Annotated in this window: 11 protein-coding genes; 4 read left to right on the forward strand and 7 right to left on the reverse strand. The window is 42.1% G+C overall.

Annotation, left to right across the window (positions count from 1 at the left end; all coding sequences use genetic code 11):
- Positions 1 to 4: 4 nt before the first annotated feature.
- Both LEP1GSC185_RS00705 and metG read right to left on the reverse strand, forming a co-directional pair.
- Positions 5 to 2,638, reverse strand: coding sequence for a [protein-PII] uridylyltransferase family protein (locus LEP1GSC185_RS00705; protein ID WP_008590206.1), 2,634 nt, complete (start codon positions 2,636 to 2,638; stop codon positions 5 to 7).
- 30 nt (positions 2,639 to 2,668) lie between these two features.
- Positions 2,669 to 4,702: a methionine--tRNA ligase gene (gene metG / locus LEP1GSC185_RS00710; RefSeq protein WP_008590159.1), complete on the reverse strand. Its 2,034-nt coding sequence runs from the start codon at positions 4,700 to 4,702 to the stop codon at positions 2,669 to 2,671.
- 115 nt (positions 4,703 to 4,817) lie between these two features.
- Here metG and LEP1GSC185_RS00715 point away from each other — a divergent pair, with 115 nt between their 5' ends.
- Together LEP1GSC185_RS00715 and LEP1GSC185_RS00720 are read left to right on the forward strand one after the other, a co-directional pair.
- Positions 4,818 to 5,324, forward strand: coding sequence for a tellurite resistance TerB family protein (locus tag LEP1GSC185_RS00715; RefSeq protein ID WP_008590475.1), 507 nt, complete (start codon positions 4,818 to 4,820; stop codon positions 5,322 to 5,324).
- Between the two features lie 22 nt (positions 5,325 to 5,346).
- A complete protein-coding gene (locus LEP1GSC185_RS00720) occupies positions 5,347 to 6,285 on the forward strand; it encodes a hypothetical protein (RefSeq protein WP_008591574.1) in 939 nt (312 codons plus the stop codon).
- A 22-nt stretch (positions 6,286 to 6,307) separates the two neighbouring features.
- Here LEP1GSC185_RS00720 and LEP1GSC185_RS00725 read toward each other — a convergent pair whose 3' ends face one another.
- The 4 genes from LEP1GSC185_RS00725 to eat form a co-directional block, all read right to left on the reverse strand.
- Positions 6,308 to 6,538: a hypothetical protein gene (locus LEP1GSC185_RS00725; RefSeq protein WP_008590817.1), complete on the reverse strand. Its 231-nt coding sequence runs from the start codon at positions 6,536 to 6,538 to the stop codon at positions 6,308 to 6,310.
- An 84-nt stretch (positions 6,539 to 6,622) separates the two neighbouring features.
- A complete protein-coding gene (eutC, locus tag LEP1GSC185_RS00730; RefSeq protein WP_008591205.1) occupies positions 6,623 to 7,405 on the reverse strand; it encodes an ethanolamine ammonia-lyase subunit EutC in 783 nt (260 codons plus the stop codon).
- The gene (locus tag LEP1GSC185_RS00735) at positions 7,402 to 8,796 is read right to left on the reverse strand and encodes an ethanolamine ammonia-lyase subunit EutB (protein WP_008589936.1); all 1,395 of its coding nucleotides are present in this window, start codon (positions 8,794 to 8,796) and stop codon (positions 7,402 to 7,404) included. Before LEP1GSC185_RS00735 ends, eutC begins: the two co-directional genes overlap by 4 nt.
- Before the next feature lie 104 nt (positions 8,797 to 8,900).
- A complete protein-coding gene (eat, locus tag LEP1GSC185_RS00740; protein WP_008591443.1) occupies positions 8,901 to 10,211 on the reverse strand; it encodes an ethanolamine permease in 1,311 nt (436 codons plus the stop codon).
- Between the two features lie 191 nt (positions 10,212 to 10,402).
- On the opposite strand from eat, the gene ilvD reads away from it, so the two are divergent.
- A complete protein-coding gene (ilvD, locus tag LEP1GSC185_RS00745) occupies positions 10,403 to 12,259 on the forward strand; it encodes a dihydroxy-acid dehydratase (protein ID WP_008589869.1) in 1,857 nt (618 codons plus the stop codon).
- 138 nt (positions 12,260 to 12,397) lie between these two features.
- Complete coding sequence (locus LEP1GSC185_RS00750) at positions 12,398 to 13,009, forward strand: hypothetical protein (RefSeq protein WP_024863946.1); 612 nt, start codon at positions 12,398 to 12,400, stop codon at positions 13,007 to 13,009.
- Positions 13,010 to 13,140: 131 nt separating this feature from the next.
- On the opposite strand, the gene LEP1GSC185_RS00755 is transcribed toward LEP1GSC185_RS00750, so the two are convergent.
- Entirely contained in the window at positions 13,141 to 14,811 is a 1,671-nt protein-coding gene (locus LEP1GSC185_RS00755; RefSeq protein ID WP_008590926.1) for an acyl-CoA dehydrogenase family protein, read from the reverse strand.
- Between the last annotated feature and the right edge of the window lie 74 nt (positions 14,812 to 14,885).

Consider the following 14,885-nt stretch of genomic DNA (forward strand, 5'->3'; position numbering starts at 1 on the left):
ATTTTCAAAAAACGAGTTCCCCTGTCATCCTTTCCACTGGCTGGATTAGCAAGATCTTATCTTCCAAGGATTTTAACAATTTAGCATCTTTGACCTGTTCCCCGTCCTTAGTCTGGAGATAGAATGAGTCATAAGCATAGTCTGCAGAAGTAGAAACCCTTAAATGAGAAACTTTTAAACCAAAATCGAATACTTTCCTTAAGATCCTGTACACTAAGCCGACCATATCGGGCATACGTACTTCCATGATCGTCGTATCCGTAACATCTTCGTTAGAAAATCGAACCGAACGATTGATGATACTTTCCGGTATCGTCTTACGTGGGTTCCATTCGGTCCTTTCGAAAGCGATACTATCTCTTTGTAATTCTCCTGAGGCCATCAACCTAAGTTTGCCTTCCATCCTGGAAAGTTTTTCGGAAGAAATATTTCCGCTACCTTGCGGATCAGTTACTTGAAGAATATGGATCTGGAACTCTTCGAAAGTATAACTTTGCATCCCGACAAGACTCAAACCTTCGGAAGAAACGGAACAACAAAGATCCAATAAGATCTCGGGAATATTACGGCTCACCACTTCTACCGTTACAAAAGCAGGGTCTTGCTCCAGGTCTAAAAGTAAATCCGAATTGGCATCTTGGCTGAGTGAAGTAATCGATTTAAAATATTTTAATATTTTTCGATTCGAAACGGTTTTTAAAAAACTTTCGGGTATCACTGAATAAGCAAAAGAAGCGATCGTTTTGGAAATTTTAGGATCTTGGCTTTCTTTTTCAGTCAGATAAGCGACCAAGTCCTTCGCAAGGGCGATCCTTTCTTCTTCTCCATGAGGACCTTCATAATCGGTTCGATTTGTTTGAAAGAAGTTTATAGAGTTTTTATAAAGTACGTTTAAGATTGCTTTTTTCCAATTCGTAAGAACGTTTGTCCCAACCGACTTGGTATCGATGATCGTCAGTATATATAAAAGTTTAAGTCTGTCGGGATTAGATACAGTTCTCGCAAAATTCCGAATCAGCAATTTATCCGAAATATCCCTCTTAGAAGAAAGTTCCGACATCAGGATATGTTTTTCGACCAGAAAACGGAAAAGATCCGTATCTTCTTCCGATAAACCCAAACGAGACCCGACAGAAACCGCAAGTTCCGCGCCGTATTCGGAATGGTCTCCTTCCTTCACTTTTCCGGCGTCATGCAAAAGAATTGCCAAGGCCAAAATTTCGGTCTTCTCACATTCTTTGTAAACTTCTAAGATCTCTCTGTCTTCGAACTCTCCCTTATCTAAACGGTCCAATTCATGAAGGATCAAAAGAGTATGTTCGTCCACAGTGAACTCATGATGATAACTGAATAAAGGGAAATTAGTACATGCGCCGAACTCTGGCAGAAGCGCTGCGAGCACCTGGCATTCATGCATTAATTTCAATATTCTTCCCCTATCTTTTTTATTCTGAAGGATCCTGATAAATCCTCCGTTCACTTCCGCAGAATATCTGAAATCATCGTCCAAAAAATGAGAAGCGAATCTGATCTCGCTAAGTAGCCCGCCGGAAACTTCGAAACCTGTTTCCTGGATCATCCTAAAAGTAAGTAAAATATCTTTGTATAATGTATGAGGATCCGCAAAAAGATTTCCTTCATTGGGAGGAAAGATCGTATTTCCGATCCTTAAGAATCGAATGCCTTCATAGTCGAAATTTTGGGCCTCTCCTTTTTTCTGAGCAGCCAATAGAGAATCCAAATATACGCGAACGATAAAGAATATATTTTTCTGATGACTATAAAGAGTGTTCATAAACTTCTCTATAGTTTGCATATCTTCTTTTTTTCCGAAGCCTAGATACTCTGCAACTTCGGGTTGCAAATTCAGATCCAAACGATCATGTTTTCTGCCGGTAAGAATATGGAGCGCAGTCCTGACTCGAATCAGAAAATCATAAGCCTCTTCTAAGGCTTGGACTTCCCCACTTTGGAAAACGGGGAGAACTGCAAGTCCACCTAAGGAACGGATAGGACTTCTGGATTTTTCGGTCCAATACAAGTACTGAATATCTCTCAAACCGCAGAGATCCGTTTTTAAATTCGGCTCTGAAAGTAGAATAGGTCTCCCTTCTCTCAAAAATCTTTCCGAAAGTTGATCTTCTTTTGCTTGGTTGTATCTGGTCACAAATTTAGAAGGAAGTTTTGCTAAAAATTCTTCTTGGTATTTCTTAAATAATTCCTTAGAGCCGGTTAAGAACCGACTGTCCAATACCGCGTGAAAGCTGGACATATCATCCAAATAGCGAAATGACTCCTTAATGGTTCGGCAAGTATGCCCTACTTCTTTTCCGGAATCATAAAGATAAGTGTTAATGGAAGAAATGATCTCCGAAAGTTTGGAATCCGGAACACCATTATGTAAATATAATATATCTACATCCGAATGAGGCGCCATCTCCATTCGCCCGTATCCGCCTAACGCAATTACCGCTACTTCTTCCCCTTTTTTTAAAATGCCGGAAGACTTTTCGAATCTGGTCCTTAGAAAGGAATCTATGATAAATGTGAGCTGGCGCGAAACCAGGCGGCCTGATACCGCCCTACTTTTTTCCAAAAGCCTTTGAAAACTATAGGAGATGTCTAATTCTAAAGGCAAAGGTAGTTCCTACTAGCTGTTAGACTGAGTTTATTTCAATTTATCGCCAGGGTTGGCACCTCGATGAGGCACAAAAAGGCTGAGACTCTCGCCTTCTCCGGAAGCCAAAAGCATCGCTTCTGAAACTCCAAACTTCATCTTTCTTGGTTTTAAGTTGGCGACTGCAACAATTGTCAGGCCAAGCAGATCCTGAGGCTGATAAGAAGCCTTGATCCCCGCAAACACATTCTTAGTTCCAAGAGGGCCCAAATCCAATTTTACTTGTACCAATTTATCAGCGCCCTCTACTGGACCGGCTTCTATAATTTTACCGACGCGGAGATCGACCTTACTTAGATCTTCGATCGAAATTTCCAGAACTCCTTCCGTTTTGGGAGCGGCTGCTGGAGTTGCCGGTTGGCCGGCGGATTTAGTTTCCAAAGCGTTTTCTTCTAACATGGTTTGAATCGATTTTTCCTCTACACGTTTGGTGATCATTTCGTAAGCGGATACTTTTGTTTTTTCCAGATCGGAAGAAAGATCCGCAAACTCAGGCTTTTTATTTAAACCTAATATTTTATAAACCTTCTCTCCCGATTTAGGAAGCACAGGATATAAATAAATGGAAAGAATTCTCGCGGCGTTTAAAGCAACTGTCACAGTCTTGCGAGCTGCTTCCGCATCCGATTTGATTTGGATCCAAGGCGCAAGATCGTTTACATACTTGTTGGCGATATCTCCCAATCGGGAACATTCTTTCATTACTCTGGTATAATTTCTGGTCTCATACCATTCTCTGATCTTAGATTCTGAACTTCTGAGTTCATCCAGTACCTTCTTACCTTCCGCGTCCGGAACTCCCAAAGTTCTATCAAGTTTATCTAATATAGAAGTGGCAACTCTCGACACTAGATTAACGAAGTTACCCACAAAGTCCGAATTTACTTTAGCAGTATAATCATCGAAGGAAAGGTCCAAATCGTCCATTCCCGGACCGAGTTTACCTGCCAGATAAAAGCGAAGATGTTCCGGGTCCAAATGTTTCAAATAACCGTCCGCCTTGATGAAAGTACCCCTAGACTTGGACATCTTCTCTCCGTTCACAGTAATAAAACCGTGAACATGAACTTGAGTAGGAGAACGATACCCTCCTCCTTCTAAAGTGGCGGGCCAGAACAAAGTATGAAAATATAATATATCCTTGCCGATAAAATGGGATATCTCGGTCTTCTCGTCCTTCCAGAAGGAATCGAATTTTTTGCGATCCCCTTTGAAATAATTCAAGCTAGAAGCCATGTATCCGATAGGCGCATCTAGCCAAACGTAAAAATATTTTTCGGTCTCCCCTGGGATCTTAAATCCAAAATATGGTCCATCACGAGAAATGTCCCAATCCTGAAGCCCAGCCTCGAACCATTCTTTCAGCTTTTTGCGAACGCCTTCCGCAACATGAGAATCTTTTTCGACCCAGCTCGAAAGATATTTTTCAAAATCTCCCAACTTGAAAAATATATGTTTAGAATTTCGACTAACGGGTGGGTTACCACATAAAGAGCAATGTGAATCTTTTAGATCCTTAGGAGAATAAGTAGCTCCGCAGTTCTCGCAACTATCTCCGTATTGGTCTTGGGTCCCACAATTAGGGCAAGTTCCTTTGATAAAACGGTCCGGAAGGAACATTTTATCCGTATCACAATATGCTTGCTCTATCTCTCTTTCCGCGATATGGCCTTTGCCCTTTAAAGAAAGATAAATTTCCTCGGAAAGAATCCGATTTTCTTCCGAGTTAGTGGTATAATAATTATCGTATTCGACTAAAAAGCCCGAAAGATCCCTGTAATGTTCTTTTCTAACACGATCTATCAATTCTTCGGGGCTAATCCCTTCTTTTCTTGCGGCAAGCATGATGGGTGTGCCATGCGTATCGTCCGCACAGAAAAAATAACACTCATTACCTAATGATTTTTGATAACGTACATAAATATCGGTCTGGATCGCTTCCAGAACATGGCCTAAATGAATAGGACCGTTCGCATATGGCAAAGCGGAAGTAACGAGGATCTTTCGTTTTGTTTCGGAACTCACATAGTCAGGTTGAGAAAAATTCCCCCAAAATCAACATGGATTTTCATTGCAAAACCGCAGGTTAGGTTAAAATACATCGGAAAAACGGGAACACCCTTAAAGGGAAGGCATTAAAATGGAAAGGGTCTCATCCTTGGCTAGTAAAGTTTTACCAGGTCATGAGTTTTACGAAAAGTTTCAGAAAAGTCTCGATAGAGAAACCGAGATTTTTCAACTCAAGATGAATTATGCCAAGGTCCTAGTCAGTCTTTGGTCTTATTCTTGTCATGCAGACGGAGTCTTTCATACGAAAGAAGGAAACCTAGTTGGACAGATGGTAAAAGCCATGTTCGATAAAGATTGTATTTTCGATCATCACCAAGAGCAAAAGGCGGAGATCATCGAAGAATTATCCGAAGTTTTCGAATCCCCTCTTCCTATTAAAATGATCACCGACTTTGCGGAAGGAAATCCTGTATTGGCCGTAAACTTCTACGAAGACGCGGTATGTATAGTAACGAGTGATGGCAAATTTACGGAAAGAGAAGTAGAATTTTTGGACGATCTGGCAAAGGAACTGGAAATTTCTTCTATGGATAAGAAAAACATAGATAATAAATATACGGACGGCGACGAAGACTGAACTTCAAGTCGCCTTCCTTCTCATGCCTTTTCCACTCCTATTACTTTTATTCGGCTACTTAGGTCTTCAACTCATACTAAGCGGCCCCTTCCTACAACTTATAGTAAATATAATATCCTTTAGGTTATTCAAATTTCGTTGGCTGACTCCGGGCATAATACTTCCCGGGCTTTGGGTTTGGGCCAGACATTTTATCATATTCTTTCCGGGAGAACTCGGAACGGATATTGTTCACGCGAAAGGAAGCTTTGTACATTTCAGGATCTCATTCTCAAATTTATTTAAAGGAAAATTAATATTTAGAGGGGTGAATGTTCGCTCCTTTCACATGGATTATACCAACAGAGTGGAATCCAGAAAGAAGATAGAATACCTTCCCAAAAGAGGGAGGATCCAATTCAAATTGGAGAAAGTTTCCCATTCCAGCATTGATATAGAAGACAAGACATTAACTCCGGTATTTAATATACAGATCCGGGATATAAAAGTAGAGAACGGAGTTTTGGACGCGGGTTCTCCGTTAGAGATCCTTTTTAGAAGCAGAATGGGTTCCTGTAGATTAGGGAGAGAAGGTTTACTCAGAACGGGAACACTCAAAGGAGGAGATAGAGGATATCTCACATTGAGCGGGATCACTTGGGGAGAATTAGCCGGACTAGAAATTATTCCTTTGCCTTTATTCAAAAAGCAAGTGCATCTTACATTAGAATTTCGGCATATAGACGATCATCATACCGACTTTGAAGGAACCTTATTGCATACGGGCTCGGGAGAAGAAGAGGAATCAGAAACATATCCTTTCCGCTTCGGAGTAGACTGGAACGATTTTAATCTTCCTTTCGATCTAGCTCTTAGGAAATTGATTATGGAATTATTCCTTCAGACCAAACTGGAAGGTTTGATGGCAAGGACCCTGCAAACGATTGCAAAAGGGATCCGATTATTTTTAGGTAAGGATTAGAAGTTAAGCGAAATTTCGCCTTTTATCGAACCCTCTGACCCATTCCTTCCACGATCCCATTCAGCTTAATCAAACCGGAGATCATATCTTTCATAGCGGAACGAAAGGCTTTCTTTTGGTCCTCGTCCACTCTTTGGGAAGCAATGTCCGCTTTCATGGATTCTAAGGTATCACTCACTAAAGCAAGAATGCCATACATAGGCTCGTCCTTATTGGTGGAGTTAATAATAAATTCTATATTATTCTTATACATCTTTTTCCCTTTTCGCCTATCGAGAAGAACTGGTTCATCTCGACTTAATCATCGTATAAAATCTATTCCTTTGAGGATAAGGATTCAAGTCGAATTTGTAATATTCAAAGGTTTTATTGAATTTTCCAAAAAGTCCGGAGCCATTTCATCTTTTAGATCCACTCCTGAAATACCTCGTTTGAGAGATTCGGAAAGTAAATAAGCGGTTTTTAAGGATGCCTTATTGAAATCTAAGCCGTCGGGACGTATATTCGAAATACAATTCCTGCTCTCATCTGTTTTGCCTAACTTAGGGTCGAATGTTAAATACATTCCTAAACTATCTGCGGAAGTAAGCCCAGGTCTTTCTCCGATGAGTAACACCACTGCCTTGGCTCCTAAAATTTCTCCTATCTCATCACCAATCGCAACCCTACCTAATTTTCCTAAAACAAATGGCGCGATCTTATATTTTTGATCCGATAAAATAGGAACCAAAACTTGTAGGAAAGGGATCAAATTTGAATCGATCGCCTTTGCAGAAAGTCCGTCGACTCCGACCAGGGCTATATCATACTTTCCTTTTTTAGATTCTAATCTGGAGCGAGAAGGTTCTGAGATCCTGCGTCCCAGATCCGGTCTAAGTAAATATTCTTCTCTACCTTTTGCTAGACTCTCCACTCCGATGATCTCGATCCCTAACGGTTGGAAAACTTTTTCGAGACCGATATTTATCGTATCAAAATCTGGCTCTACTAAAACTGCATCTCTCGCCCTTGCGTGGTCCAATCTGAATTTTAATAGTTCGGAAGTTGGTATAGAACCGCCCGATCTCCCGATTCCTATCCTTGCAGAAGTTAAGCTCTTCCAAAATTCTTTAGGATTCATCCGACCTTATCCTCTAAAATTCCTTCGAGCAAAACTCTGTTTTGATTTTCTTTGGGTAGGAATTGTTTTGTAGATTCGAATAGTCCCCGCTCTAATAACCAACTTTCAAATTCTGGTGCTGGTTTTAGACCGAAAATTTGGCGTAGATACAAAGTGTCATGAAAAGAAGTGCTTTGGTAGGATAACATCACATCATCCGCTCCAGGAACTCCCATGATATAATTACATCCTGCAGCTCCAAGTAGAGTGAGCAATGTGTCCATATCGTCTTGGTCTGCATCCGCATGATTTGTATAACATACATCCACACCCATCGGAAGACCCAAAAGTTTCCCGCAAAAATGATCTTCTAATCCTGCTCTTAATATTTGTTTTCCATTATATAGATATTCCGGCCCGATAAAACCGACAACAGTATTCACGAGAAGAGGATCGAATTTTTTCGCAACAGCGTAAGCTCTTGCTTCCAAGGTCTGTTGGTCGATCCCATAATGAGCTCCGGCGGACAACCCGCTTCCTTGTCCGGTTTCGAAATACATTACATTGTTTCCGACAGTTCCTCTGTTTAACTCCAAAGCCATCTGCTGAGATTCCGCTAAAATATTTAGGTTCACTCCAAAACTTTTGTTCAAAGCCTCGCTACCTCCGATGGATTGGAATACAAGATCTAAAGGAGCGCCTTCTTCCATCGCTTTCATTGAAGTAGTTACGTGACAAAGAACGCAAGACTGGGTCGGGATAGAATATTTTTGGATGATAGAATCCAACATTTTCAGAAGAGCAATCACAGTAGGAACATTATCCGTCGCCGGATTGATCCCGATCACTGCATCTCCGCTCCCCAAAAGAAGTCCGTCCAGAATACTCGCGGCAATTCCTTTCGGATCGTCAGTAGGATGATTTGGCTGTAGACGTGAGGATAATCTTCCCGGAAGTCCTATCGTGTTCCGAAATTTGGTAATAATCGGAGATTTTTTAGAAACCAAGATTAGATCCTGGTTGGACATTAATTTGGAAACGGAAGCAGCCATCTCGGGAGTGATCCCATCCCGGATCTGAGAGATCAGATCTGAGTCGGTATTCTCGTTTAAGAGAAAATCACGAAATTCTCCCACCGTTAAGGAAGAAATTTTAGAAAACGCAGATCGATCATGAGAATCAAAAATAAGCCGAGTAACCTCGTCCTTTTCTCCAGGGATCAATTCTATATTCAAAAATTCTGATAAAGGAAGATCCGCCAAAGCCATTTGAGCGGCCACTCTTTCTTCCTGAGTTGAAGCAGCGATACCGGCCAACTGATCCCCGGAGCGAAGCGGGCTTGCCTTCGCTAATAATGTTTTTAAGTCAGGAAATACGTAGGACTTCCTACCAAGAACGGTTTTATAACCCATAATGATTCCCTATCGACCTCACACAAAACCTTGGATCGGGACTTCTTCTTTCGATCCTATTTACTCTAATTCCGAAAATTTTTGGGATCAAGAAAATTGCCTTCCTATTTCCCAAAAATAGAAGTTCTGGCCCATACCAATCCGCTCAATAAGATCAAAATGAATATTCCGAACAGGATGGGATGTTGCCAGGCAGATACTCCTAATACAATTGCGGATAGAACAAGCGCAACAGAAGGCAGAATTTTCCCTCCTGGAACCGTAAACGGTCTTTCTCTATCCGGCTGTTTTTTTCTGAGTACAAAAAAACTGATCATCGAGCAAAAATATAAAAGTAAGGCTCCAAAGGCTGACAATGTGATGAGTTCGGATGTTTTACCTGTGCATAATGCTGCGATCCCGAATGAAGTATTCGCAATCAGCGCGTTGGCAGGTGTTTTGAATTTTGGATGTACTTTGCCGAAAAATTTAGGAAGAAAGTTTGCTCTTCCAAATTCGAAACTGGCCCTTCCTCCTGCCAAAATAATACCATGAAAGGAAGCGATAAGACCGAATAATCCGATGGTGATCAATAAGTGAAATGCCCATCCGGACTCTCCGTATAATTTTCGTAATGCGAGAGGCAGAGGATAGTCGGAGGCGGAGGCGCCCTGTTCAGGATATACGATCATCTCCCAGCCTCCTACTCCTATAGAAGAAAAAAACACCAATCCGCAAAGTATAACCAAAGTAGCTAACGCGGATCCGAATCCGATCAGTATATTCCGTTGAGGGTCTTTTGTTTCTTCTGCGACGTTTGCCACTCCTTCTATCGCCAAAAAAAACCAAACTGCAAACGGTAAAGAAGATAAAGCTCCGGTCCAACCGTTAGGCAATGGGTTGTAGGAAAACTTCTCCCAAGAAAAGTTAGGAAGGGTAAGTCCTGAAAATAAAAGTAGTTCAAAAACTGCTAATATAGTAATTCCAAATTCGAATGATGCTGCAAACTTTACTCCGAGTATATTCAAACTTGTAAAGAGCAAATAAGCAACGATCGCAATCCAGATCGGATCTATGCCCGGAAAGAATAAGGAGAAGTAAGCGCCGATAGCAGCCGCGATCGCAGGGGGTGCAAATAAAAATTCGATCAACTGGGCGGTACCTACAATATAAGCCCATAAATTTCCAAGAGCTTCTTTACCGTAGTCGAATGCTCCTCCCGCTTTGGGGATCATACACGCAAGTTCGGTGTAGCTGAAAGAAAAACAAACATATAGCAGAATGATCAGTAAGGTGGCAATTCCTAGCCCTAAGGTTCCGCCGACCGGTAGACCCAAATTCCAACCGAAATACATACCTGAAATTACGTATCCGACCCCTAAACCCCATAATAGCCAGGGGCCCAGGGTTCGACTGAATTCTTCTTTTGATTCCATCTCTATTGGCTACGTAGCAAGAAGTATGCCCGGATTAAATCAGCTCTTATTTATGAAATGTAGGAGTTCCAACGAGCACATTGCCTAGATCCAAGACTGTTAGTTTATTACGCGATTCGATCTCAAAACGAAGTTCGTTTCTTCTATAGGAAAAAACTCGACGTCTAAACTTATACCAGGGAGCATTCAATATGCCTCAATTAAGATCTCGTACTTCCACCCACGGACGCAATATGGCCGGAGCCAGAGCTCTCTGGCGAGCCACCGGTATGAAAGAAGGTGATTTCGGAAAACCGATCATCGCAATTGCAAACTCATTCACCCAGTTCGTTCCAGGACATGTTCATTTAAAAGACCTAGGGCAAATGGTCGCAAGAGAAGTGGAGAAGGCGGGAGCCGTCGCAAAAGAATTTAATACGATCGCAGTAGATGACGGTATCGCTATGGGGCATGGCGGAATGTTATACTCTTTACCAAGCCGAGACTTGATCGCCGACTCGGTTGAATACATGGTCAACGCTCATACTGCGGATGCACTTATCTGTATTTCCAATTGTGATAAGATCACACCAGGAATGCTCATGGCCGCTCTTCGATTGAATATCCCTACCGTTTTCGTTTCCGGCGGGCCTATGGAAGCTGGAAAAGTAAATTGGAATGGAGACATTCGCAAATTGGATTTGGTGGACGCAATGGTAGAAGCCGCCAATCAAAATGTTTCGGACGAACTCGTAGAACAAATAGAACGTTCTGCTTGTCCTACTTGCGGGTCTTGCTCCGGAATGTTCACTGCAAATTCAATGAACTGTCTTACGGAAGCATTAGGACTTTCTCTTCCAGGAAACGGTTCCACATTAGCAACTCATGCCGACAGAAAACAACTCTTCTTAACCGCAGGAAGATTGATCGTAGAACTTGCAAAAAGATATTACGAACAAGACGATGAGTCCGTTCTTCCAAGAAATATCGCCACTTACGAAGCGTTCCAAAATGCAATGAGCTTGGACGTAGCAATGGGAGGATCCACAAATACTGTCCTTCATATTCTTGCTGCAGCTCATGAAGCCGGCATCAATTTCAAAATGCACGATATTGATCTGATTTCCAGAAGAGTTCCTTGCGTTTGTAAAGTTGCTCCTGCCACTCAAAAATACCATATGGAAGATGTTCATAGAGCAGGTGGAGTCATAGGTATTCTCTCCGAATTGGACAGAGCTGGACTCATTCATAGAGATGTGCCTACCGTCCATTCCGCTACATTAGGAAAAGCTTTAGAAGAATGGGATATCGTTCGTCAAAAAGAAAACTCCAAAGCATATGCATTATTCTCCGCAGCGCCTGGTGGAATTCCTACAACGGAAGCATTTTCCCAAGACAAACGTTGGCCGGAGCTAGACTTAGACAGAACGAACGGATGCATCCGGGATGTAGAACATGCATACTCTCAAGATGGTGGGCTCGCCGTTCTTTACGGAAATATAGCTCCGGAAGGTTGTATCGTTAAAACAGCAGGAGTTGACGAGTCCATTTGGAAATTCAAAGGCAGAGCCAGAGTAATGGAAAGCCAAGAAGAAGCCGTCGCAAAAATCCTAGGCAATGAAGTTGTAGAAGGCGATGTAGTCGTCATCCGCTACGAAGGTCCAAAAGGAGGACCTGGAATGCAGGAAATGTTATACCCTACTTCTTATCTGAAATCCAAAGGTTTAGGAAAGGCATGTGCACTTCTAACAGACGGAAGATTTTCCGGAGGAACATCCGGACTTTCCATAGGGCATGTTTCTCCGGAAGCTGCTGCAGGTGGAGTCATCGGTTTAGTAGAAGAAGGAGACATCATAGAGATAGATATCCCGGATAGATCCATTCATTTAAGAGTGAGTGACGCGGAACTTTCGGATCGCAGAGATAGAATGAACGAAAAAGGAAAAGATGCTTGGAAACCTAAGTCCAGAAAAAGAACCGTTTCCGCCGCACTCCGAGCATATGCAGCGATGACTACTTCTGCGCATACCGGAGCAGTCAGAGACGTTAGCCAAGTAGAACATCAATAAATTTTAGATCTCATTAAAACCCTGCATGGTTTTAATGAGACAGAACTATTCCTCGAGTAAGGGAATCCTGAAAGAATAAAAAACCGATGCTTGATAAAAAGACTGGAAACCGATCTTAAAAGAGAGTATCTTCTACTTATGTCGAAAATTGCCCTTACTCTCCCCTCTGTACAAACTCCCTCTGAACTAATGGATTTCCTTAAAAAGGAATCGGATAATCCGAACTTCGATCTTTGGTTGGATCAATTGTCCGAAAGAGCAAGATCAGGAGACAAACTAGTTTGGAGTTTTTTATACCAAGCGATCAGAGAGGCAGATTCGGGCAGATTGTCCTGGGGATTTCATAAAAGACTTCTTTCCGGGATCTTTCATATGCTTTCTCGGATCGGAGATTCTCAATCTTATAGATTATTTATCAACTACGTAAAGTCCTTGGACAGGACTATTCCGACAGGCGCATTGGAACTGATCGGAGATCTGATCCCTACATTCAAAGAAATTGATATAGACGAGATCATATCCATTTCTTCTCTAAACGATCCTTTCAAATCAGCTTTTGGGATCTATGCATTGGCACAAATCGTTTTAGAAGACAGGATTCCTGAAGAAAAAATAGAACAAGTAAAATCCTTCTTAAGAGACTATCATAATCCAAGCTATTATTTAGATCATCTGGTAGAAAGAACTCTCGAGTTTTTGGAAAGGGATAATTCTGATATCTTGGCTTTCGTAGAACAACTCGCCAGTTAAATTACTCAAACCAGTTTGTTTGAAAATTTGATTTCGCTCCCGAAAGGACGCGGATAAGAAAAGGTTCCGCTCGAAAAAAAAGGAAGTCTTTCGACTTCCTTTTTCAACTTCTTCAGAGTTTAAGAAGAATTTTATGCTGAGTATTGGTCCATTAAAGATTTTGCAATTACTCTAAGAGCCATTACTTCTTCCGCACCTTCAAAGATGGAGAACACGCGAGCATCTACGAAGTAACGAGAGACTGCGTATTCTTCCGCATAGCCCATTCCTCCGTGGATCTGCATAGCTTCTCTTGTTACCCATTCTGCGACCTTAGAAGCGTAAAACTTGATCAAAGTTGCTTCCATCTGTCCTTCGTGATTGTCCAAAAGTTTCGCTACGGTATTAGTGAACTGGCGAGATGCCTGAACGATCATAGCCATACGAGCGATCTTATACTTGGTCAGGTTATAATCGAAGATAGGTTTTTGGAAAACTTGTCTCTCTTGAGCGTAACGAAGACCAGCCTCTAGAGCAGCTTGCATTACCCCGTTTGCACGAGCCGCTGTTTGGATCCTTCCGCCTGCGAAACCTTCCATTTGGAAATAGAATCCTTTTCCTCTACCTGCTTCTCCTCCGATCAAGTTCTCTTCCGGAACGAAATAATCCTCGAAAGAAACTTCGAAAGAGTGCATACCCCGATAACCTATGGTTCCGATCGCTTTACCGGAAATTCTACCGCCGCCGTCTTGTTTATAATCGAATTCGTGACCGGTAAAACTTGGCTTCTCCGCAAGAACGATAGAAAGACCTTTGTGTTTCAACTCAGGATCGGTTTCAGTTCTTACAAGGATAAGAAGAAGGTTCGCATAACCAGCAAAAGTACACCAGGTCTTAACACCGTTGATGGACCAGCCTCCGTCCACTTTTTTAGCAGTTACGGAAACTCCCGCAACGTCCGAACCGTAGTTAGGCTCAGTTACCATGATACCGCCCATCTTCTCTCCGGAAGCGATAAGAGGAAGCCACTTCTCTTTTTGAGCGTCGGTCCCACCTTTTAATAATGCTTTAGAAAGAATTTCAGGACGAGTGATCAAAGATCCAGCGATCCCCAAAGATCCTCTGGAAAGTTCTTCGGTTACGACTAACATGGAAATATTGTCAGGCTTATCGTTAGGTTGTAATCCACCGTAAGTTTCAGGGATACAAAGACCGAAACATCCCATGTCTCTTAAACCTTGGATGATCTCTTCCGGAACGATATCGTCGTGACGGTGAACATGCTCCGCTTTCGGAGCCACCACCTCTTCCGCGAACTGTTTGAAAGTTTGGCGGAACATTTCGTGGTCTTCGCTCAATCCATAAGCTCCGAAACTTCCTGAAGAAGCGATCAGGTCAGCGATATGATTATAGTTTTCGATCGCACTGGATTCTTCTAAGAATTTATTAGTAGCGTCATCGAATAATTTAGAAACCAGTTCTTGGGTGGAAATTCCGTATTCGGAAGCTCTTGAACTGAACTCGGTGCGGATATGAGAAACAACTTCCGCTGCGAAAACCTGAGCCATTAACTTTTCGAGTTCGCCTGTTCCGAGAGAATCGTTCCAAGCGTAATCTATAAAGTTTTCCGCGATCTTTTGTTCGGAGGTCAACCAAGCGATTTGGTATTGTACGAATTGGTTTTGGTCCATTTTGGAAACGGAAACTTTTCCATTGGAACTACATTTAGCCGCTAAGGCCTTGGTTACTTGTTCGATTATTGCTGAAGACTTGCTTAAAGCCTGTTTTGCCGCCGAAGAGTCCGTCGGAGCTTTCGTTGCCATCATTTGTTCCTACCGATATTGGGAAATATTACTCAAAATACTATAACCTGGGGCCGTTTCGGCCTGTCATTTAA

It is taken from the genome of Leptospira licerasiae serovar Varillal str. VAR 010, assembly GCF_000244755.1.
Taxonomy (GTDB): domain Bacteria; phylum Spirochaetota; class Leptospiria; order Leptospirales; family Leptospiraceae; genus Leptospira_B; species Leptospira_B licerasiae.